Here is a 21,161-nt window from a genome sequence, read left to right on the forward strand (position 1 = left end):
CTGACGATCATGGTGTCCTGTTTCGACTTTCAGGAATTTGCACCATGGCTTCTTTACTGCCCTTTCTGCTGTTTGCTTTCGTCGCCTCGATCACGCCGGGGCCGACCAATATTCTGGTGCTGAGCCACAGTTCCCGGCGCGGATTGATTGCCACATTGCCGATCATTTTTGGCGCCTGTGCGGCGGCGGCGCTGATTGTGCTGGTGGTCGGGCTCGGTGCTGGCGAAACCCTGTTGCGCTTTCCGCGCGTGCAACAAGCGATGGCTTGGGGCGGTGTGCTCTGGCTGAGTTGGCTGGCGTGGCAGATCTTTCGCAGCCCGCCGCCATCGCTGGACCCGAATGCCGCGCAGGAACAAGGTTTGAGCGTATTCGGCGCGGCGCTGCTGCAACTGGTCAACCCGAAGGTGTGGATGATGGCTGTGGCCGTGGTCAGCGTATTTGTTGGCGGCGGCGACAAGACGCTGCGCCTGCTGGTGTTGGCGCTGGCGTTTCTGCTGGTATCGCTGCCGTGTATGACGCTCTGGGCATTGCTCGGCGTTGGCAGCGCACGGTTGCTCAGCTCACCGCAAGCGTTCAAACGAATGAACGCGGCGCTGGCCCTCCTTCTGCTGCTCTCGGCGTGGCTGGCCGTGTTGGTCTAAAGCCCGGTCGCCTGCCGGTATTCGCGTGGTGTAAACCCGGTCGAGGCCTTGAACTGACGGGTGAAAGCGCTGTGATCGGTGTAGCCGCATTGCAGCGCAACCTCGGTGATCGGCAAGTCGCTGTGCAGCAATCGATGCGCGTGTTCCAGGCGGACTTTCTGAATCATCTGCCGTGGTGTCAGGTGAAAAACGCGTTTGCAATAGCGCTCAAGTTGCGCCACGGAAATCCCGGCGATCCGTGTCAGTTCACTCAGCGGTACCCGCCGGTTGAAGTTGCCGCGAATGTATTCATCGACCGCCGCCAAACGCTCGAACGCCGGATGGGTTTCACTGGCTGATTGCAGATCCACCGAGATCCCCACCAGGCCGATGATCGTCCCGTCACGGTTGTAGATCGGCCGCTTGTGGGTCAGGCACCAACCTGGTTCGCGACTGCCATACAGGTGCAGTTCGAGCTGATCCTCCAACACGAAACCTTCCTCCAGCACCTTGCGATCCTGCTCGGTATAACCCGGGCCCAACTGCGCCGGGAACACCTGCGCACTGGTTTTGCCGAGCAACGGGCGCAAATCCTTCAAACCACAACGTTGCACCAGCGTGCGGTTGGCCAGCACATAGCGCGCTTGCAGGTCCTTGATGAAGATCGCCGCATTGGGGATCACATCGAGTATCGGCAACAGCTGGGCGGCACTGGCGACCATCTCTTCGAGGGTCTGCGCACGCAAGCCGTCAGTGCCCTGGCACAGGATCGAAAACGCTGACTGCATCAAAGACTTCCCCTCGAGCTGAACCACCATAAATGCCACTCGCGAGCAGATTGCAGCAACGTCGCGGCCCTGTCGAGGCCGCGCATTCATCGGCGCCATTGTGCTGAATTCGTCATCGATCCCGGCATAAAACATCAATCGCCGCCACTGCCGAGCGGTGCAAAGTCTGCTCGTCCCCGTGACACAACTGCCTATCCAATAACTCACAAGAAGGCGATGCCATGTCAGGCCAAGGCAAGTTCAAAAAACAGCTTTCATTGATCGACCTCACCTTTATCGGACTCGGAGCGATCTTCGGTTCCGGCTGGTTGTTTGCCGCCAGCCATGTCTCGGCGATTGCCGGGCCGGCGGGGATATTCTCTTGGTTGCTGGGCGGTTTCGCCGTGTTGCTGCTGGGTATCGTCTACTGCGAACTGGGCGCCGCATTGCCCCGTGCCGGCGGCGTGGTGCGCTATCCGGTTTATTCCCACGGTCCGCTGCTCGGCTACCTGATGGGCTTCATCACATTGATTGCGTTTTCCAGTCTGGTGGCGATCGAAGTGGTCGCCTCGCGCCAATACGCGGCGGCGTGGTTTCCCGGCCTGACCAAGGCTGGCAGTGGCGATCCGACGATCCTCGGCTGGCTGGTGCAGTTCGGCCTGCTCTGCGTGTTTTTCCTGCTCAACTACCGCAGCGTGAAGACCTTCGCCAAGGCCAACAATCTGGTCAGCGTGTTCAAATTCATCGTGCCGTTGCTGGTGATCGGCGTGCTGTTCACCTTTTTCAAACCGGAGAACTTCCAGGTTCAGGGATTCGCCCCGTTCGGCTTGTCGGGCGTGGAGATGGCGGTCTCTGCCGGGGGGATCATCTTTGCCTACCTGGGCCTGACGCCGATCATTTCCGTGGCCAGCGAAGTGAAGAATCCACAGCGCACCATTCCCATCGCGCTGATTCTCTCGGTGCTGCTGTCGACTCTGATCTACGTGCTGCTGCAAATGGCCTTTCTCGGCAGCATCCCGACTGAGATGCTCGCCAACGGCTGGGCCGGTATCAGCAAGGAATTCGCCCTGCCCTATCGCGACATCGCCCTGGCGCTCGGTGTCGGCTGGCTGGCGTATCTGGTGGTTGCCGATGCGGTGATCTCGCCGAGCGGCTGCGGCAACATCTACATGAACGCCACGCCGCGCGTGATCTACGGCTGGGCGCAGACCGGCACCTTCTTCAAGGTCTTCACCCACATCGATGAAAAGTCCGGCATCCCGCGTCCGGCGCTGTGGCTGACTTTCGCCCTGTCGGTGTTCTGGACCCTGCCATTCCCGTCGTGGGAAGCGCTGATCAACGTGGTCTCCGCCGCGCTGGTGTTGAGCTATGCGGTGGCGCCTGTATCGGTTGCGGCGCTGCGGCGCAATGCGCCGGACATGCCGCGCCCGTTCCGGGTCAAGAGCATGGGCCTGCTCGGGCCGGTGTCGTTCATCATCGCCGCGCTGATCGTCTACTGGTCGGGCTGGAACACCGTGTCATGGCTGCTCGGCCTGCAAATCCTGATGTTTGTCATCTACCTGTTCTGCGGTCGCTTTGTGCCGACCGCACACCTGAGTCTGGCGCGTCAGGTGCGCTCATCGGCGTGGCTGATCGCCTTCTACGCGGTGACCATCGTGCTGTCGAAACTCGGCACCTTCGGTGGCCTGGGCATCCTCACCCATCCGTTCGACACGATCGTCGTCGCCGCTTGCGCCACCGGTATTTACTACTGGGGCGCAGCGACCGGCGTGCCTGCCCATCTGCTGCGCCTGGACGACGAGGACGAAGAAAGCGACAGCCCTGCGCCCTCGTCCACCGTCAGCGCCCGCCCTGCCGGCGCCTACTGAAATCATCCAACGGGATCTCTTCATGAAACGAGTACACGTCATTGATTCCCACACCGGCGGCGAGCCGACACGGCTGGTGATGAGCGGCTTCCCCGAGCTGTCCGGCAACAGCATGGTCGAGAAACGCGACGCCCTGCGCAGCCAGCACGACCAGTGGCGCCGCGCCTGTCTGCTCGAGCCACGCGGCAACGATGTGCTGGTCGGCGCGCTCTATTGCCAACCGGTGTCGCCTGATGCCACCTGCGGGGTGATCTTCTTCAACAACGCCGGATACCTGGGCATGTGCGGCCACGGCACCATCGGCCTGATCAATTCGTTGCAGCATCTGGGGAAAATCCAGCCGGGCGTGCACAAGATCGACACGCCGGTGGGGCAAGTCAGCGCGACTTTGCATGACGATGGCTCGGTCACCCTGGGCAACGTGCCCGCCTACCGCTATCGCAAACAGGTACCGGTGGAGGTGCCGGGTTATGGCCGCGTGGTCGGCGATATCGCCTATGGCGGCAACTGGTTTTATCTGGTCTCCGAGCATGGCCAGAGGTTAACGATGGACAACGTCGAACACCTGACTGCGTACACCTGGGCGATGCTCAAGGCGCTGGAAGACCAAGGCATTTGTGGCGAAGACGGCGCGGTCATCGACCACATCGAACTGTTCGCCGATGACGATCAGGCTGACAGCCGCAACTTCGTCATGTGCCCCGGCAAAGCCTATGACCGCTCACCATGCGGCACCGGCACCAGCGCCAAACTTGCCTGCCTGGCCGCCGACGACAAGCTGCAACCGGGCGCACCGTGGATCCAGGCGAGCATCACCGGCAGCCAGTTCGAAGGCCGCTTCGAATGGGAAGGCGAACGCATTCGCCCGTTCATCACCGGCCGCGCCTACATGACCGCCGACAGCACGTTGCTGATCGACGACAGCGACCCGTTCGCGTGGGGCATCTGAGCCGCCACGCCGTTTTTTCACTACGAATCAAACGAAATGTCAAGGAGTTGAATCATGAGCGACAACATCTTCACCGGTTGCATGCCGGCCCTGATGACCCCGTGCACCGCCCAGCGCAAACCTGATTTCGATGCGCTGGTGGCCAAGGGACGCGAGCTGATCGATGTCGGCATGAGCGCCGTGGTCTACTGCGGCTCGATGGGCGACTGGCCGCTGCTGACTGAAGCCGAGCGCCAGGAAGGCGTGGCGCGGCTGGTCGCTGCCGGGGTGCCGACCATCGTCGGCACTGGCGCGGTGAACACCCGAGAAGCGGTTTCCCACGCAGCGCATGCGGCGAAAGTCGGCGCGCAAGGCTTGATGGTCATTCCGCGCGTGCTGTCCCGTGGTGCTTCCGCAACAGCGCAAAAAGCCCACTTCGCCGCGATCCTGCAAGCCGCACCGAACTTGCCGGCGGTGATCTACAACAGCCCTTATTACGGCTTCGCCACCCGCGCCGATCTGTTTTTCGAACTACGCCGCGAGTACCCGAACCTGATCGGTTTCAAGGAATTCGGCGGCGGCGCGGACCTGCGCTACGCGGCCGAGAACATCACCTCCAAGGATGACGACGTGACGCTGATGGTCGGCGTCGACACGCAAGTGGTGCACGGCTTCGTCAACTGCAACGCCACCGGCGCCATCACCGGCATCGGCAACGCCCTGCCCCGCGAAGTGCTGCAACTGGTAGCGCTGAGCAAGCAGGCCGCGCAAGGCAATGCCAAGGCCCGGCGCCAGGCGCGGGAGCTGGAGTCGGCGCTGGCGGTGCTGTCCTCGTTCGACGAAGGTTGCGATCTGGTGCTGTATTACAAGCATCTGATGGTGCTCAACGGAGACAAGGAATACACCCTGCACTTCAATGAAACTGATGTGCTGAGCGACTCGCAACGGCGCTATGCCGAGAAGCAGTATTCGCTGTTCCGTCACTGGTACGAAAACTGGTCCGCCGAGCAGAACTTCGCCTGACCACCACCTGCCGCGAGTCATCACGATTCGCGGCAGGCCTCGCTCATTTCACAGGAAGACACCATGACTCTGACGGGCAACATGCTGATCGGCCAACAATCGGTGACGGGCCATCGTCCAGCCTTTCGCGGGATTGATCCGGCGACCAACCAGGCACTTGAACCGCAGTACGCCGGGGCGTCAGCCGAACAGGTGGAACAGGCGTGCGCCCTGGCCTGGGCGGCGCAAGACGCGTACCGCGAAACCAGCCTGAGCGCCCGTGCGGCATTTCTCGAAAGCATTGCCGAGCACATCGACAACCTTGGCGATGAACTGATCGAACGCGCCCACGCCGAAACCGGTTTGCCGCGCGCGCGCCTTGAGGGTGAACGCGGGCGCACCTGCCAGCAATTGCGCCTGTTCGCCCGCACGGTGCGCGCCGGTGAATGGCTGGACGTGCGCGTCGACCATGCGCAACCACAACGCCAGCCACTGCCGCGCTCCGACCTGCGGCAACGACAGATTGCCTTGGGGCCGGTCGCGGTGTTTGGTGCGAGCAACTTTCCGCTGGCATTTTCCGTGGCCGGTGGCGACACCGCTGCCGCATTGGCGGCTGGTTGCCCGGTGATCGTCAAGGCGCACAGCGCGCATCCGGGCACCAGCGAACTGGTCGGCCGCGCAGTCGCGCAAGCGGTCAAAGCCTGCGCTCTGCCCGAGGGCGTGTTTTCCTTATTGTTCGATTCAGGGTACGAAGTCGGTATCGCACTGGTCAGCGACTGGCGCATCAAAGCCGCTGGTTTCACTGGCTCGCGCACTGGCGGGCTGGCCTTGATGAAAGCCGCGCAAGCGCGGCCGGAGCCGATTCCGGTGTATGCGGAAATGAGCTCGATCAACCCGGTTTTGCTGTTTCCCGCCGCGCTGGAAAATCGCGCGCAGGCGCTGGCCGAAGGGTTTGTCGCGTCGCTGACACTGGGCGCCGGGCAATTCTGCACCAACCCGGGATTGCTGATTGCCCGCAAAAGTCCGGCGCTCGACGGGTTTCTCAGCGCAGTGGCTGAACTGATCCCGCGCAGCGCGGCGCAAACCATGCTCACGCCCGGCATCTTCGGCGCCTATCAAGCAGGCGTGACGGCTTTGCAGGACAATCCCCGTGCACGCGCGGTAGCGGTTGGCCAAGTCGGCAGCGGCGCGAATCAGTGTCAGACGCATGTCTTCAATACCGAGGCGGCGGATTTTCTTGCCGATCAGCGTTTGCAAGCTGAGGTCTTCGGCGCGACATCGCTTGTCGTGCATTGCAGCAGTGACGAAGAAATCCGTCAGGTCTGCGAATATCTGGAAGGCCAACTCACCGCGACCCTGCACTTGGATGACGCCGACCTTGCACTGGCGCGTACGTTGCTGCCAACCCTGGAACGCAAGGCCGGGCGCCTGCTGGTCAACGGCTGGCCGACCGGCGTGGAAGTCTGCGATGCAATGGTGCATGGCGGGCCTTACCCGGCGACCTCGGACGCGCGCTGCACCTCGGTGGGCACTGCGGCGATCCTGCGTTTCATGCGGCCGGTGTGCTATCAGGATTTCCCCGACAGCTTGCTGCCGACGGCGCTGCAACAGACCAATCCGCTCAACCTTCGGCGCTTGCTCGATGGCCACCGGGAAGCGACACGCCATGGCGAATAATCCTTCGCACGACATCGCCGTGGTCGGCGCCGGGATCATTGGCGTAGCTTGCGCACTGCGCCTGGCGCGCCAGGGTTTGCGCGTGGTGGTCATCGATCAGCAGGAACCGGGGCATGGCGCTTCGTTCGGTAATGCCGGACATCTGGCCACTGAGCAAGTGTTTCCGATTGCTGACGTATCGATCCTCAAGCGTTTGCCGGCCATGCTCATGGATCCGATGGGGCCGCTGCGCCTGGACTGGAAATACCTGCCGCGCGCCCTGCCGTGGTTCACCCGCTTGCTGCTGAATCTGCGGCCTGAGCCTTTTCAGAAAACCGTCGCGGGCTTGCGTGCGCTGAATGAAAGCAGTCTCGACGCCTGGCAGCGCTTGCTCAGCGATATCCAGCGCACCGATCTGCTCAAGGTTGACGGCTCGTTACTGGTCTTCGAAAAAACCGAATCGCAGCAGGCAATCGAAGCCTTGCAGGCACGCCTGAATCAGCAGCAGGTGCCGGTGGATTACTGGCAGGCCGGGGCGATCCGCGAAACGGCGCCGCAACTCAGCGAACAGATTCAGGGCGGACTGTTTTTCCCGCGCACCGGGCATTTCCTTGATCCCTATCGGGTGGTCTGCGCACTGGTCGAAGCGGCTCGCAGCAGCGGTGTGAGTTTTCTCCAGCAGCAGGTTCAGGGCGGCTACGTGCAGGAAAACGGCGTCTTATTGATAACGGGCAGCGGCGGTGTGACGGCCAGCCGCGTGTTACTGGCCTGCGGTGCGCATTCGGCAAAACTCACCGCCGCTCTGACCGGCAAGCAAGTACCGTTGGACACCGAACGTGGCTATCACCTGATGCTGCCCCACGAGCATGATCGCCTGCCCTTCCCCGTCACCTCGCTGGAACGCAAATTCATCATGACGCCGATGCGTGAAGGCCTGCGCCTAGCCGGCACGGTCGAGTTCGCCGGACTGGAGCGAGCAGCCAACATGGCGCGCGCCTGGCAGTTGCAGCGCTTGAGCCAAGGCCTGTTTCGCCATGACCTGAACGCTGATGGCGCGACATCGTGGATGGGCTTTCGCCCGTCGCTGCCGGATTCGCTGCCAGTGATCGATCAGGTTTGCGCCGGCAAGGTCTTGCTTGCCTTCGGTCATCAGCATCTGGGACTGACGCAGGCGGCGGTGACGGCGGAGATGATCGGGCAGATGGTCTCAGGCGCGGCCGGCGAGTTGCCGAATGCCGACGCCTACCGACTGGCGCGTTTCTAAGCGTGCTTCAGCGCGTCGCCGTGATGCATGGCCCGGTGGCCGGTCTTGTCGCTCTTGACCTCGTATTGCGGCGCGTCTTTCGAGGCTGGCCGGTGGCGGCCCATGAACTCGGTGTCGCGGGTGTGCACCTTGACCACTTTGCCGTGAATCTCGCCGGCCTCGGAATTCCAGCGCACCGCATCGCCGACCTTGAATGAACTGCTCATCATTGCCTCCTCGCCTCTGGCTGTTGGTTTATGGAGCCGCGCGCGTCGGAGAAATTCCGCTTTTTTGCGAGGCGACCGAAGGCAGGCAAAAAAATCGAACGGCGAAAATCACCCGCACCTCCAACCTGCACAAGCCGTAGAAAACGGCCATGACGAGGTGTGAGATGAATAACGATCAAGGCAAGCAAGGTGACGATCTGCTCCCAACCACGCCCGACCCGCTGAGTCCGGGGCGTACCGAGGTCGATCCGATGAAGGAACGCGGCATCGACGAACTGCCCGACAACGAAGGCGAAATCCCGCTGGATGATGACGATACCGGTCTGGATCCGGAGCGCGTACGTCAGGAAACCGATAACGCCGAGATGGACGACCAGCCCAATCCACGTTGAGCCTGAAACGGCAGCCATACGGCTGCCTTTCGGTTGCGCAATCAACAGCAGAATCAGGCAAGCATTTCACAGAAATGCACTACCTCGCGCTCCGACCCAGGCGCAACAATGGGCGTCCGACAACCCCATGGAGGATGCTCACATGCTCGTACAAGCCTACGGCGCCCACGCTGGCGACAAACCCCTTGAGCCGATGCAGATCAACCGCCGTGCCCCGGCGGCGCACGACGTGCAGATCGATATCGCCTTCTGTGGCATCTGCCATTCCGACCTGCATCAGGTGCGCGCCGAATGGGCTGGCACGCAATTCCCTTGCGTGCCCGGCCATGAAATCGTCGGCCGCGTCTCGGCGGTCGGCGATCACGTCAAAGCTTACAAGGTCGGCGATCTGGTCGGTGTCGGTTGCATCGTCGACAGCTGCCAGCACTGCGATGACTGCGAATCCGGTCTGGAAAATTACTGCGACGGCATGATCGGCACCTACAATTTCCCGACCCCGGACGCACCGGGCTGGACCCTCGGCGGTTACTCGCAAAACATCGTCGTGCACGAGCGCTATGTGTTGCGGATTCGTCATCCCGAGGCGCAACTGGCCGCCGTCGCGCCGCTGCTCTGCGCCGGCATTACCACCTACTCGCCGCTGCGTCAGTGGCGCGCTGGCCCTGGCAAGAAAGTCGGCGTGGTCGGCATCGGTGGCCTGGGCCACATGGGCATCAAACTGGCCCACGCCATGGGCGCCCATGTCGTCGCATTCACCACTTCCGAATCCAAGCGTGAAGCGGCTAAGGCACTGGGCGCGGACGAAGTGGTGGTGTCACGCAATGCCGAGGAAATGGCGGCACACACCAAGAGCTTCGACTTCATCCTCAATACCGTCGCAGCGCCGCACGATCTCGACGCGTTCCTGGTTCTGCTCAAGCGCGACGGCGCGTTGACCCTGGTCGGAGCGCCCGCATCGCCGCATCCGTCGCCGAACGTGTTCAACCTGATCACCAAGCGGCGGACCATTGCCGGCTCAATGATCGGCGGCATTCCCGAGACTCAGGAGATGCTGGATTTCTGCGCCGAGCACGGCATCGTTTCCGACATCGAATTGATCCGTGCCGACCAGATCAATGAGTCCTACGAGCGCATGCTCAAGGGCGATGTGAAATACCGCTTCGTCATCGACAACGCAACCCTCGCCGGCTAAGCGCCAACGTCCATCGGCAGCGCCGTGCTGCCGATGGCTTGAGGGATTCCATCGGCGCGATTTGACAGCGCCCGCGTTGCTCGCCAGAGTCGCACCCCTTTTTCCACCGCTGGGTGAACAGGGGTCGCCGTTGAACCAACAGACATTGTCCATGCGCCTGGAGCGCGTCGCTGCCCATGTGCCGCTTGGCGCGCGGCTGGCGGATATCGGCTCGGATCACGCCTATTTGCCGGTTGCCCTGATGCGCCGAGGCCTGATTACAGCGGCGGTGGCTGGCGAGGTCGCGCGCACGCCGTTCCACGCGGCGCAACGCACTGTCAATGACAACGACCTGCACGGCCAGATCAGCGTGCGCCTGGCGGATGGTCTGGCGGCAATCAAACCTGACGACGCCATCAGCGCCATCACCCTGTGCGGCATGGGTGGCGAAACCATTCGCGATATTTTCGACAGTGGCAAAGCCCATCTCAGCGGCCACGAACGATTGATCCTGCAACCCAACGGCGGCGAGCAAGCGCTGCGCCAGTGGTTGATGGATAACGGCTACCGCATCGTCTGTGAAGAGGTGCTGCATGAGAACCGCTTCGACTATGAAATCATCGTTGCCGAGCGCGGCTCTGATCCGGTGACTTACGATGCCAGGGAACTGTTTTTCGGACCGCTGCATCTGCAGGCGCGCTGCCCGGCATTTCTGCACAAATGGCAACGCAGGCTGAGTCAGCGGCAGAAGACGTTGGGGCAGTTTACGCGAGCGCAACAAGCGCTGCCGGAGGACAAAATTCTTGCGCTGAAGCAAGAGATGCAGTGGATCAGTGAATTGCTCGGGTGACTGTGCCACCGTCTTCGCGAGCAGGCTCGCTCCCACAGGAAATTGCATTTCTCCTGAGGGAACACGGTCAACTGTGGGAGCGAGCCTGCTCGCGAAAGCGGTGGGTCAAGCTACACAGCAACCAAGTTGGCCGCAGCCGTCGGAAAAACAAAAAGCCTGCTGTTAAAAGCAGGCTTTTTCGTGGGTGGTGAACTTACTTCTGCTGCGTCAGCGCCGAGTAGCTGTTCATCAGGTTGCGGTAGTTGGGAATGCGCTGCGACAGCAGGTTACCCAGGCCTTCAATGTCGTTGCGCCAGTCGCGGTGCAGCTCACAGGCCACCGAGAACCAGTTCATCATCTGCGCGCCGGCCTGAGTCATGCGGCTCCACGCGGCTTGCTGCACGGTGGTGTTGAAGGTGCCGGACGCATCGGTGACCACGAACACATCAAACCCTTCCGCCAGCGCCGACAGGGTCGGGAACGCTACACAGACATCCGTTACGACACCGGCAATGATGATCTGCTTGCGCCCGGTAGCCTTGATTGCCTTGACGAAATCTTCGTTATCCCAAGCGTTGATCTGACCTGGGCGAGCGATGTACGGCGCGTCCGGGAACATCTCTTTCAGCTCCGGCACCAGCGGGCCGTTCGGGCCTTGTTCGAAGCTGGTGGTAAGGATGGTTGGCAGGTCGAAGAATTTGGCCAGATCCGCCAGCGCCAGCACGTTGTTCTTGAACTCGTTCGGCGAGAAGTCCTGCACCAGCGAGATCAAACCGGTCTGGTGGTCAACCAGCAGCACGATAGCGTCGTCTTTGTTCAGGCGGTTGTAGGTTGGAGTGGTCATGGTGTGCGTCCCTTTTCAAGTTTTGAAGTTTGTTGTTGCGTTCAAGTTGGGTACAGATTACTGACGCACAGCAAAGGGATAAATCGGCTGAAAAGCGTTTCACCGTCCACTCAAACGGGACAATCATTCGAGGCCCGCTCTGATTAGATACACCACAGTACAAATGATGTACCTCAGCCCCCATTTATCAACTCGGCACAACTTCCTAAAGTCTCCTCCAACAGCCACCCGCCATCCCGACGGGCCAGCGACAGAGGAAATCATCATGAGCACATCGAAAAAAGTAGTTGTCATCACCGGCGCTTCGCAAGGCATTGGTGCAGGTCTGGTCGAAGGCTTTCGCGCCCTTGGCCATCAAGTGGTCGCTACCTCGCGCTCGATCAAAGCGTCGAGCGACCCGGATGTACTGACCGTCGCTGGCGACATCGCCGATCCGCAAACCGCTGAGCGAGTGATTCGCGCTGCAGTAGCCCGGTTCGGTCGCGTCGATACGCTGGTCAACAATGCCGGGATCTTTCTGGCCAAGCCGTTCACCGCGTACAGCCAGGCGGACTACGCCCAGGTCGTGGCGACCAACATGAGCGGCTTCTTCTACATCTCGCAACTGGCCATCGCCGAGATGGAAAAACACGGCAGCGGCCACGTGGTCAGCGTGACCACCAGCCTGGTCGATCATGCAATCGATGGCGTGCCTTCGGTATTGGCGTCGCTGACGAAGGGCGGCATCAACGCCGCGACCAAATCCCTGGCGATCGAGTACGCCAAGCGCGGCATTCGGGTCAACGCCGTGTCGCCGGGCATCATCAAAACGCCGATGCACGCCGAGGAAACCCATCAGGCTTTGGGCAGCCTGCACCCGGTCGGCCACATGGGGGAAATCGACGACATCGTGCAAGCGATCCTCTACCTCGACAGCGCGAACTTCGTCACTGGCGAGATCCTGCATGTCGACGGTGGCCAGAGCGCCGGCCATTGATCGAAACCCTGCAACGCCGCCGGTGGATACCGGCGGCGTCGTTGGTTGTGGTACACAGAGGATGAACGTCCGTCGATCCTCGGTGCGAGCCACAATGAAACGCCATTTTGAAGATTTGCAGTTAGGCAGTATCGAACTGTTCTGCCTGGCCGCCGAAGCCGGCAGCTTCACCGCCGCCGCGCAACTGGCCGGGGTCACGCCCGCTGCGGTGAGCCGGTCGATTCTGCGTCTGGAGCAACGCCTGGGTTCGCGACTGTTTGCCCGCACCACGCGCAGCATTCGCCTCACCGACGCCGGACGGAGCTTCTTCGAACAATGCAGCCAGGCGCTGACGCAACTGGTTGAAGCGCAGCAGGAAGTCATGGGCGCGCAGACTTCGCCATCGGGTCGACTGCGCATCAGCCTGCCAACCACCTACGGGCATCACCGCATCCTGCCGCTGCTACCGAAATTTCGCGCGTTGTACCCCGAGGTCACGGTCGACGTGCACTTGGGCAACCGCAATATCGACTTCGTTGAAGAGGGCTACGACCTGGCGATACGCGTGCGCGCGCAACCGGACTCGACCCTGATCGCGCGCTTGCTGGAAGACGCCGCCCTGGTGGTGGTCGCCGCACCCGAATATCTGCATAGAGCCGGCACGCCGCAGACGCTGGACGATCTCATCGCGCATGAGTGCATCCAGTTCGAATTGCCCAGCAGCGGGCGGCGGATTTCCTGGCTGTTTCAGGAAAACGGCCGGGACCTGGAAGTGATTTCCGACGGTGGCTATTCCTGTTCCGACGATGTGCTCGGCGGTGTGACACTGGCCAAGCACGGCGCCGGGCTGTTTCAGACTTACCGCTTCATCGTCGAGCAGGAACTGGCGGATGGACGCCTGATTGAAGTGCTGCAACCGTACGCCGGACGTTCGCGCCCCTACACCCTGCTCTACCCGCACGGCCGCTATGTGCCGCAGCGGGTGCGGGCGTTTGTGGATTTTCTGTTGGGGTTTCGTGAGGAATGGGCGGGACCACCGCGGTAATCAACCGGTCTGGCGCAGGCGGCTGAGTTCCTTCGAAGGCGGGCAGCCGAACTGGCGGTTGTATTCGCGGCTGAACTGCGAAGCGCTTTCGTAGCCGACGCGGTAACAGGCGCTGGACACGTCCAGCCCTTCATTGATGATCAGCCGCCGCGCCTCTTGCAGGCGCAGCTGTTTTTGATATTGCAGCGGGCTCATCGCGGTGACGGCTTTGAAGCGGTGATGCAGCGCCGAATTGCTCAGATTGGCCACCTGCGCCAACGCGTCGATGCGCAATGGCTCGGTGAAATTGCTGTTCAGCCAGTCGATGGCGCGCGTGACCCGGTGGGTCTGCGAATCGCTGACGGCGATCTCATACAGCAGATGCCCGTGCTGGCCGCGCAGCAGACGGTAATACAGCTCGCGCAACGCCATCGGCGCGAGCATGCCGATGTCGCGCGGGCTATCCAGCAGACGCACCAGACGCAGCATGGTGTCGAGCAGGGTCACGTCGATCTTGTCGAGAAACATGCCGCGCCCGGTTTCCTGCGGCATGCCGGTCAGCGGCGACTCGGCAATCAGTTGCGTTAGTTGTGCCGGGTCGAAATCCAGCCGTACGCAAAAATACGGCGCCTCGGGCGAGGCTTCGATCACCCGTCCAGACACCGGCAACGTCACTGACACCACCAGATAATTCAGCGGGTCGTAGATGAAGCGTTCGTCACCCAGCCCGACTTCCTTGCGCCCCTGCACGATCAGGCACAGCGCCGGCCGATGCACGACGTGGATCAGCTCGGACGGTCCATCGAGACGGATCACGTGCAGCGGCGCAATCGCGGTTTCGTAGGTGCCCGGCGCATCGAAGCGCTGGGTGAGCAAGCGCACCAGCTCGGCGCGATACACCGCCGTGTCGTGGAGGATGGAAGCATCGTGGTTATCCATTCAAAGGGCCTCGAAAGCAGACGAAGGTCGGTCAACTGCGGAGGAAGATTAGCCAGTTTTACCCAGCGGCGACTAGATCAAAGATGCTGCAGATTTGCCTGATTCTGCGTCGCTTGGACCGGAGTAAAACCATGGACGCGCGATCGCGCGCGCCCATGGCTGTACCGTTATCAGCCCGCTGTTACCGTCATGCCGCCATCGGCCATGACCACCGAGCCGACCATGAAACTGGCGCGCTCGGAGGCCAGGAAGGTCACGATCTCGGCGATCTCTTCCGGCTGCGCCGCCCGACCGATTGGCGCCGCTTCGCCGTGCTGCGCGAGGAAGCCCGGGCCGTCCTCGACCACGTCATTGAGGATATTAGTCACCACATCGCCGACGCCGATGGCGTTGACGCGAATGCCGTGCTCGATGACTTCCAGGGCCAGCGTACGGGTCAGTTGTGCCAGCGCGCCTTTGGAAGCGGTATAGGCGGCAATGGTCGGAAAGGCAAAGTACGACGCATAGGAAGCGATATTGACGATCGCGCCGGACTTGTTCGGGATCATCGCCTTGACCGCTTCGCGGCAGTGCAGGAAGGCGGCCGTGGCATTCACCGCCTGGATCTTTTCCCAGTCGTCGCGGCTCATGTCGATCACTGCTTTGTTGATAATGATCCCGGCGTTGTTGACCAGAATATCCAAGCGCCCGAACTGCTCGACGGCAAGGCCGACTGCGCGTTCGGCGGCGCCGTCCTTGGTGATGTCCGCCACCAGCGGCACCAGATCGGGACGAGCCAGTTCTTCGACAGCCGGGTTGAGGTCTTCGGCAATCACCTTGGCGCCGCGAGCGTGCAGCATCAGCGCAATCGCCTTGCCGATGCCACTGGCCGCGCCAGTGACCAGTGCAACTTTACCGGCGACTTCTTGTGGCAGGGTGTGGTTGAAATCAGTCATGGTTTTAACTCCTCGATAGCGAATCGGTGTTGCGCCTGATGGCGCGGTCGTAAACACGGCTTCACTGTCGCGCACTCTCCGCCGCCGGGCTTTCGGGCGATTGCCGGGACTGTCGGAGTTTTGCGCTGGAATTTCCTGCCCGCCCGCCCTAACCTGCAAAATCATTCACAGCCGAAGCTTTTGATGGAGCGTCCTGTGCCCTCTACCAGCCCCGCTACACCGACAATCAGCCAGCCCGCGCGCATCGCCGCCGAAGCCATGCCGGAGCATCTGCCCGGTGTTGCGGAAACGACCACGCCGCGGCCGCAGACCAAGGATGCGGTGGTGCAGCTCTTCCGCCATCAAACCCTGCTTGAGCCGATCCGCGTGCCGTGCGTGGCCGAACCGCTGCTGGTGCTGGTATTGGCCGGCACTGCCCGGGTCGAAGAACGTTCGTTGGGCGGAGAATGGCAGGCGAGCCAGGTCACGGCGGGCGATTTCTTCCTGACCAACACCCGCGAACCTTATGAAATGCGCTGGCAAACCGAAGGTTGCGAGGTCTTCGAAGTCATGCACCTCTACCTCGGTCTGGGCCTGATCGAACAAGCGGCGCGCGAAGCGTTCGGCGAACAGGCCGGTGCAGTGACGTTTGTCGATGTGTCCGGTGCGCGTGACGAGCAGGTCAGCTTCATCCTTGAGCAACTGCGCATCGAACTGACCGAACAGCGCCAGCCCAGTGCACTGCTGGTACACAGCCTGGCTCAGGCGTTGGCGATCCATTTGCTGCGGCACTATCTCGACCCGGACAGCAACCCGCGCCGCGACAACGCCCTGCCCGCCTACAAACTGCGCCGGGTGATCGAAGCCATGAATGCGAATCTGGCGGAGGATTTCAGCCTCAGTCATCTGGCCGCCATCGCCGGGCTGAGCGACTACCACTTCAGCCGCACCTTCAAGCGCGCCACCGGTTTATCGCCCTCGCAATACTTCATCCGCCTGCGCATGAGCCGCGCGCGTCATCTGTTGCTGGAGACCGCACGCAGCGTGATCGACATTGGCCTGGAGGTTGGCTATTCCAGCCCCAGCCACTTTTCCCAGGTGTTCCGCCGTGAAGTCGGCGTCACGCCTAGTGCCTACCGCGATGCGCCACGTGGGGCCTGAAACCTGTCGAAAAGCGATGCAGCAGAATTGGGCAAATCCCGTGGAGGAATCGATTAATAACCCATGAGCCCCCGCACTTAATCTTCTTCCAAGCCCACTCACGGGCACACAGAAGAGGACGACATCATGCTGAACATTCAAGACAAAGTGATCGTGATTACCGGCGCCAGCAGCGGCATCGGCGAAGCCACCGCACGCCTGCTCGCCGAACGTGGCGCCAAAGTGGTGTTGGGCGCACGGCGCACCGAGCGTCTGGCCGTGATTGCCGAAGAGATCAACGGCGCCGGTGGCCACGCGCAGTTCCGCGCACTGGACGTCACCGATCAGCAGGATGTGCAGCGCTTCGTCGATTTTGCCGTGGAGCACTACGGCCGCGTCGATGTGCTGGTCAACAACGCCGGGGTCATGCCGTTGTCGCGGCTGGACGCGCTGAAGGTCGATGAGTGGAACCGCATGATCGACGTCAACATCCGTGGCGTACTCCACGGCATCGCCGCCAGCCTGCCGTTGATGCAGCGCCAGCGCGCCGGGCAGATCATCAACATCGCCTCGATCGGCGCCTACGCCGTCAGCCCCACCGCAGCGGTGTACTGCGCGACCAAATACGCCGTACGGGCGATTTCCGAAGGCTTGCGCCAGGAAGTCGGCGGCGATATCCGCGTTACCGTCATCGCACCGGGCGTGACCGAATCGGAACTGGCCGACAGCATCTCCGATGAAGGTGGCCGCGCCGAGATGAAATCCTTCCGCAAAATCGCCATCCCCGCCGAAGCCATCGCCCGTGCAATTGCCTACGCCGTTGAACAACCGGCAGATGTCGACGTCAGCGAATTGATCGTACGTCCTACCGCCAGCCCCTACTGAGACCAGAAGTCAATCTGTGGGAACGAGCTTGCTCGCGAAAGCGGTGGATCAGTCGGCAAAGATGTTGGATGTGCCGCCGTCTTCGCGAGCAAGCCCGCTCCCACTGGGGGTTTGTGGTAGCACCAAACCAATGGTCAACGCAGAACATTGCAGGAGTGAGCTTGCTCGCGAAAGCGGTGGATCAGTTGGCAAAGATGTTGGATGTGCCGCCGCCTTCGCGAGCAAGCTCGGTCCCAATGGGGATTTGTGGCGCCACCAAATCAATGGTCAGCACGAAAATTGTGGGAGCGAGCTTGCTCGCGAAAGCGGTGGATCAGTCGGCAAAGATGTTGGGATGTGCCGACGCCTTCGCGAGCAAGCCCGCTCCTACAGGGGGTTTGTGGCAGCACAAACCACTGGTCAACACAGAGCATTGTGGGAGCGAGCTTGCTCGCGAAAGCGGTGGATCAGTCGGCAAAGATGTTGGGATGTGCCGACGCCTTCGCGAGCAAGCCCGCTCCTACAGGGGGTTTGTGGCAGCACCAAACCACTGGTCAACACAGAGCATTGTGGGAGCGAGCTTGCTCGCGAAAGCGGTGGATCAGTCGGTAAAGATGTTGGATGTGCCGCCGTCTTCGCGAGCAAGCCCGCTCCCACTGGGGGTTTGTGGCAGCACCAAACCAATGGTCAACGCAGAACATTGCAGGAGTGAGCTTGCTCGCGAAAGCGGTGGATCAGTCGGCAAAGATGTTGGATTTGCCGCCGCCTTCGCGAGCAAGCCCGCTCCCACTGGGGGTTTGTGGCAGCACCAAACCAATGGTCAACGCAGCACATTGCAGGAGTGAGCTTGCTCGCGAAAGCGGTGGATCAGTCGGTAAAGATGTTGGATGTGCCGCCGTCTTCGCGAGCAAGCTCGCTCTCACAGGGGGTTTGTGGCAGCACCAAACCAATGGTCAACGCAGAACATTGCAGGAGTGAGCCTGCTCGCGAAAGCGGTGAATCAGTCGGTAAAGATGTTGGATGTGCCGCCGTCTTCGCGAGCAAGCCCGCTCCCACAGGGGGTTTGTGGCAGCACCAAACCAATGGTCAACACAGAGCATTGTGGGAGCGAGCCTGCTCGCGAAAGCGGTGGATCAGTCGGCAAAGATTTTGGATGTGCCGCCGCCTTCGCGAGCAAGCTCGCTCTCACAGGGGGTTTGTGGCAGCACCAAACCAATGGTCAACGCAGAACATTGCAGGAGTGAGCTTGCTCGCGAAAGCGGTGGATCAGTCGGTAAAGATGTTGGATGTGCCGCCGTCTTCGCGAGCAAGCCCGCTCCCACAAGGAATCGCGGTGCTGCTGACTACCGCGCGCCCGGGCCGATCAACATGCTTTCAATCTCGGCGCCGGGCATCATTTGCTGCAGGCCTTCGATGAGCTTGTCGCCGGCCTCGGTCAGCGCTTCCAGCGGCATGGCCGGCAGGCTTTCAAGGATGAACCACATGTGCTGCGCCTGCGCATCGAGGCGGGTTCGCACGCCTTGGCGCCAGTTCCAGCGCCGGCAGGTCACGCCCTGATCGTCGCGCCAGACCACTTCGCCAGCGTCCGGAAATTCATGCGCGGGCTGACCTTCTTTCATCGTATCGAACAGCTCGCTGCCATCAGCCACGACCAGACGCGGTGAACCGACGTAGGCCTCGGCATTTTCGCCGCCGACGGGAATCGCATATTCGAGGCTGATGGCGTTGTACAGATCGACCACCGGATCGATGCTCGGCAACTCGCCGTCGCGCAACACGCGTTTGCGCAGAGCCTCGGCGGAGCACGGCGTGCGCTGCGGCTTGGCGCCGAACTGGCGAAACACGTCCGCCCAGGCCTGCAAGTGCGCGGGCGCCCACTGCGGACCACCGGCGGCGACGACCTGACAGGCTTTGGCCAAGGCTTCACCGGCCACATAGGCCTGAGTAATCGGCGCCGCTTGCACGACAATACTCAGCGCTCTGAAGCCCGGCGCGAGTTGCGCAACAGCCGGATCGATTGACGGCACGACAGACAGCATCCCAGAATCCCCCCCATACCTGAATTTCAAACGATGCTAGCGATCAATGACCAAGAAAGTCAATATATCGACCGAAGCCGGCGCCGATGTCCAGACCGTCAGCGCAGCGGTTTCGCGCACGCTCAATCAGGCGCGCAAACAGCAGGACATCACCCTGGACGAACTGTCGCGACGCTCCGGCGTGAGCAAAGGCATGGTGGTCGAGATCGAGAAAGGCTCGGCCAATCCGAGCATTGCGACCCTGTGCAAGATCGCCGCAGCGCTGGGCTTGTCCGTGGCCGACTTCGTCAATGTCGCCGACACTCCAACGGCGCACCTGATCGACAGCCACGACATCCCAACGCTGTGGAGCGGTGAGCTGGGTGGATCGGCGCGACTGCTGGCCGGCACCAGCGGCCCGAACATGCTCGAGTTGTGGCGCTGGGAACTGTTTCCCGGCGAGTCGTTTTCTTCCGCCGGACACCCGAATGGCACCACCGAGCTTTTTCATGTCGAGAAAGGCACGTTGCATCTCAAGGTTGGCGATGCCGAGCTGCTTGTCGGGCCTGGCTGTTCGGCGGTAGCGCGGACGGATGTGGCGCATGAGTACGCCAACCGTGGGCGGTCGAAACTGGTGTTCACCATGTCGGTAACTGAACTGCATCAGGGCGCTCGCGAGAGCCCCTCACTCTAGTTTCGGAGCAAGAGGCATCGATTCACAGCTCGCAATCAGCGTGACGGCGGGTGCTCCGTCGAAACCGAGTTCGTCGCATCGACATCCGACATGTCTTCCTCAACCGGTGCCTCATCGTCCGGCGGCAAAGGCACTTCTGGATTTCCACGCTTGGGATCGTGGCCGGTCTCGTTGTCGGTGGTGCGCGTCACGGCTTGTTGCGAGTGGTTGCCCGGTGCCTTTTCATCAATGTCCATGTCGGTCTCCGATGTGATTCAGCGAGATGTACCTGAGCGTGTGAAATGCCCAAGCGTGACAAGTGCCCGGCACTGGACGAACGGCTTTCTGTAGAGAACGCAAAAAGCCTGCTTTCGAGGCAGGCTTTTGCTTTGGATTTAACGCTTACTTCTGCTGCGTCAACGCCGAGTAGCTGTTCATCAGGTTGCGGTAGTTGGGAATCCGCTGCGACAGCAGGTTACCCAGGCCTTCGATGTCGTTGCGCCAGTCGCGGTGCAGCTCGCAGGCCACCGAGAACCAGTTCATCATTTGTGCGCCAGCCTGAGTCATGCGGCTCCACGCGGCTTGCTGCACGGTGGTGTTGAAGGTGCCGGAGGCATCAGTGACCACGAACACATCAAAGCCTTCCGCCAGCGCCGACAGGGTCGGGAACGCTACACACACATCCGTCACGACACCGGCAATGATGATCTGCTTGCGCCCGGTGGCCTTGATTGCCTTGACGAAGTCTTCGTTGTCCCAGGCGTTGATCTGACCTGGGCGAGCGATGTACGGCGCGTCCGGGAACATCTCTTTCAGCTCTGGCACCAGCGGACCGTTCGGGCCTTGTTCGAAGCTGGTGGTGAGGATGGTTGGCAGGTCAAAGAACTTGGCCAGATCCGCCAGCGCCAGCACGTTGTTCTTGAACTCGTTCGGCGAGAAGTCCTGCACCAGCGAGATCAAACCGGTCTGATGGTCAACCAGCAGCACGATAGCGTCATCTTTGTTCAGGCGGTTGTAGGTTGGAGTGGTCATGGTGTGCGTCCCTTTTCAAGTTTGAAGTTTGTTGTTGCGTTCAAGTGGGTACAGA

22 protein-coding genes are annotated in these 21,161 nt (G+C 61.5%); 14 read left to right on the plus strand and 8 right to left on the minus strand.

All coding sequences use genetic code 11. The annotated features are described in order from the left end of the window. Positions 1 to 44: 44 nt before the first annotated feature. Positions 45 to 641, plus strand: a complete 597-nt coding sequence (locus ACZ0AZ_RS24985) for a LysE family translocator (protein WP_039763192.1) — start codon at positions 45 to 47, stop codon at positions 639 to 641. On the opposite strand, the gene ACZ0AZ_RS24990 is transcribed toward ACZ0AZ_RS24985, so the two are convergent. Beyond that, on the minus strand, positions 638 to 1,408 hold the full coding sequence (locus ACZ0AZ_RS24990; RefSeq protein ID WP_415762142.1) for an AraC family transcriptional regulator: 771 nt from the start codon (positions 1,406 to 1,408) through the stop codon (positions 638 to 640). The two genes, ACZ0AZ_RS24985 and ACZ0AZ_RS24990, sit on opposite strands and share 4 nt — an antisense overlap. A 221-nt stretch (positions 1,409 to 1,629) precedes the next feature. On the opposite strand from ACZ0AZ_RS24990, the gene ACZ0AZ_RS24995 reads away from it, so the two are divergent. The 5 genes from ACZ0AZ_RS24995 to ACZ0AZ_RS25015 all read left to right on the plus strand — a co-directional run bounded on the left by ACZ0AZ_RS24995 (position 1,630) and on the right by ACZ0AZ_RS25015 (position 8,105). Beyond that, positions 1,630 to 3,255, plus strand: a complete 1,626-nt coding sequence (locus tag ACZ0AZ_RS24995) for an APC family permease (protein WP_130000026.1) — start codon at positions 1,630 to 1,632, stop codon at positions 3,253 to 3,255. Positions 3,256 to 3,277: 22 nt separating this feature from the next. Then, on the plus strand, positions 3,278 to 4,204 hold the full coding sequence (locus ACZ0AZ_RS25000) for a 4-hydroxyproline epimerase (RefSeq protein ID WP_039763195.1): 927 nt from the start codon (positions 3,278 to 3,280) through the stop codon (positions 4,202 to 4,204). 54 nt (positions 4,205 to 4,258) lie between these two features. Then, positions 4,259 to 5,206, plus strand: coding sequence for a dihydrodipicolinate synthase family protein (locus ACZ0AZ_RS25005; RefSeq protein ID WP_125926054.1), 948 nt, complete (start codon positions 4,259 to 4,261; stop codon positions 5,204 to 5,206). A gap of 63 nt (positions 5,207 to 5,269) precedes the next feature. Next, complete coding sequence (locus ACZ0AZ_RS25010; RefSeq protein ID WP_130000029.1) at positions 5,270 to 6,862, plus strand: aldehyde dehydrogenase (NADP(+)); 1,593 nt, start codon at positions 5,270 to 5,272, stop codon at positions 6,860 to 6,862. Beyond that, positions 6,852 to 8,105 carry an NAD(P)/FAD-dependent oxidoreductase gene (locus tag ACZ0AZ_RS25015; protein WP_130000030.1) on the plus strand — a complete coding sequence of 418 codons (1,254 nt, stop codon included), beginning with the start codon at positions 6,852 to 6,854 and terminating at the stop codon, positions 8,103 to 8,105. The genes ACZ0AZ_RS25010 and ACZ0AZ_RS25015 overlap by 11 nt, the downstream gene beginning before the upstream one ends. Here ACZ0AZ_RS25015 and ACZ0AZ_RS25020 read toward each other — a convergent pair. Beyond that, positions 8,102 to 8,311 (minus strand): hypervirulence associated TUDOR domain-containing protein, encoded by a 210-nt coding sequence (locus ACZ0AZ_RS25020; RefSeq protein WP_130000031.1) that lies wholly within the window; start codon positions 8,309 to 8,311, stop codon positions 8,102 to 8,104. The genes ACZ0AZ_RS25015 and ACZ0AZ_RS25020 overlap by 4 nt on opposite strands. Positions 8,312 to 8,475: 164 nt before the next feature. Here ACZ0AZ_RS25020 and ACZ0AZ_RS25025 point away from each other — a divergent pair, with 164 nt between their 5' ends. The 3 genes from ACZ0AZ_RS25025 to ACZ0AZ_RS25035 all read left to right on the plus strand — a co-directional run bounded on the left by ACZ0AZ_RS25025 (position 8,476) and on the right by ACZ0AZ_RS25035 (position 10,724). After that, on the plus strand, positions 8,476 to 8,703 hold the full coding sequence (locus ACZ0AZ_RS25025; protein ID WP_463538386.1) for a hypothetical protein: 228 nt from the start codon (positions 8,476 to 8,478) through the stop codon (positions 8,701 to 8,703). 142 nt (positions 8,704 to 8,845) lie between these two features. Next, entirely contained in the window at positions 8,846 to 9,895 is a 1,050-nt protein-coding gene (locus tag ACZ0AZ_RS25030) for an NAD(P)-dependent alcohol dehydrogenase (protein ID WP_039763204.1), read from the plus strand. A gap of 130 nt (positions 9,896 to 10,025) precedes the next feature. Then, on the plus strand, positions 10,026 to 10,724 hold the full coding sequence (locus ACZ0AZ_RS25035) for a tRNA (adenine(22)-N(1))-methyltransferase (protein ID WP_289532373.1): 699 nt from the start codon (positions 10,026 to 10,028) through the stop codon (positions 10,722 to 10,724). A gap of 193 nt (positions 10,725 to 10,917) precedes the next feature. Here the strand turns inward: ACZ0AZ_RS25035 and ycaC (ACZ0AZ_RS25040) are convergent, their stop codons facing one another. Continuing rightward, positions 10,918 to 11,547, minus strand: a complete 630-nt coding sequence (gene ycaC, locus ACZ0AZ_RS25040; RefSeq protein ID WP_016774235.1) for an isochorismate family cysteine hydrolase YcaC — start codon at positions 11,545 to 11,547, stop codon at positions 10,918 to 10,920. Positions 11,548 to 11,812: 265 nt separating this feature from the next. On the opposite strand from ycaC (ACZ0AZ_RS25040), the gene ACZ0AZ_RS25045 reads away from it, so the two are divergent. Then, a complete protein-coding gene (locus ACZ0AZ_RS25045) occupies positions 11,813 to 12,523 on the plus strand; it encodes an SDR family NAD(P)-dependent oxidoreductase (RefSeq protein ID WP_130000032.1) in 711 nt (236 codons plus the stop codon). A 94-nt stretch (positions 12,524 to 12,617) separates the two neighbouring features. Then, positions 12,618 to 13,547, plus strand: coding sequence for a LysR family transcriptional regulator (locus ACZ0AZ_RS25050; protein WP_039763207.1), 930 nt, complete (start codon positions 12,618 to 12,620; stop codon positions 13,545 to 13,547). On the opposite strand, the gene ACZ0AZ_RS25055 is transcribed toward ACZ0AZ_RS25050, so the two are convergent. Both ACZ0AZ_RS25055 and ACZ0AZ_RS25060 read right to left on the minus strand, forming a co-directional pair. Then, positions 13,548 to 14,465, minus strand: coding sequence for an AraC family transcriptional regulator (locus tag ACZ0AZ_RS25055; RefSeq protein WP_130000033.1), 918 nt, complete (start codon positions 14,463 to 14,465; stop codon positions 13,548 to 13,550). A 170-nt stretch (positions 14,466 to 14,635) separates the two neighbouring features. Then, positions 14,636 to 15,400 (minus strand): SDR family NAD(P)-dependent oxidoreductase, encoded by a 765-nt coding sequence (locus tag ACZ0AZ_RS25060; RefSeq protein WP_039763211.1) that lies wholly within the window; start codon positions 15,398 to 15,400, stop codon positions 14,636 to 14,638. A gap of 258 nt (positions 15,401 to 15,658) precedes the next feature. Here ACZ0AZ_RS25060 and ACZ0AZ_RS25065 point away from each other — a divergent pair, with 258 nt between their 5' ends. Together ACZ0AZ_RS25065 and ACZ0AZ_RS25070 are read left to right on the plus strand one after the other, a co-directional pair. Then, the gene (locus tag ACZ0AZ_RS25065; protein ID WP_130000069.1) at positions 15,659 to 16,540 is read left to right on the plus strand and encodes a helix-turn-helix domain-containing protein; all 882 of its coding nucleotides are present in this window, start codon (positions 15,659 to 15,661) and stop codon (positions 16,538 to 16,540) included. 126 nt (positions 16,541 to 16,666) lie between these two features. Then, complete coding sequence (locus ACZ0AZ_RS25070) at positions 16,667 to 17,404, plus strand: SDR family oxidoreductase (RefSeq protein ID WP_039763213.1); 738 nt, start codon at positions 16,667 to 16,669, stop codon at positions 17,402 to 17,404. A gap of 1,322 nt (positions 17,405 to 18,726) precedes the next feature. Here ACZ0AZ_RS25070 and ACZ0AZ_RS25075 read toward each other — a convergent pair. Next, on the minus strand, positions 18,727 to 19,422 hold the full coding sequence (locus ACZ0AZ_RS25075; RefSeq protein WP_039763216.1) for a B3/B4 domain-containing protein: 696 nt from the start codon (positions 19,420 to 19,422) through the stop codon (positions 18,727 to 18,729). 46 nt (positions 19,423 to 19,468) lie between these two features. Here ACZ0AZ_RS25075 and ACZ0AZ_RS25080 point away from each other — a divergent pair, with 46 nt between their 5' ends. Further along, positions 19,469 to 20,095, plus strand: a complete 627-nt coding sequence (locus ACZ0AZ_RS25080; RefSeq protein WP_463570628.1) for a helix-turn-helix domain-containing protein — start codon at positions 19,469 to 19,471, stop codon at positions 20,093 to 20,095. Positions 20,096 to 20,130: 35 nt separating this feature from the next. On the opposite strand, the gene ACZ0AZ_RS25085 is transcribed toward ACZ0AZ_RS25080, so the two are convergent. Continuing rightward, positions 20,131 to 20,331, minus strand: coding sequence for a hypothetical protein (locus ACZ0AZ_RS25085; RefSeq protein ID WP_039763219.1), 201 nt, complete (start codon positions 20,329 to 20,331; stop codon positions 20,131 to 20,133). 145 nt (positions 20,332 to 20,476) lie between these two features. Then, positions 20,477 to 21,106 (minus strand): isochorismate family cysteine hydrolase YcaC, encoded by a 630-nt coding sequence (ycaC, locus tag ACZ0AZ_RS25090; RefSeq protein WP_016774235.1) that lies wholly within the window; start codon positions 21,104 to 21,106, stop codon positions 20,477 to 20,479. Positions 21,107 to 21,161 lie beyond the last annotated feature (55 nt).

The organism is Pseudomonas sp. AC239 (genome assembly GCF_979258545.1).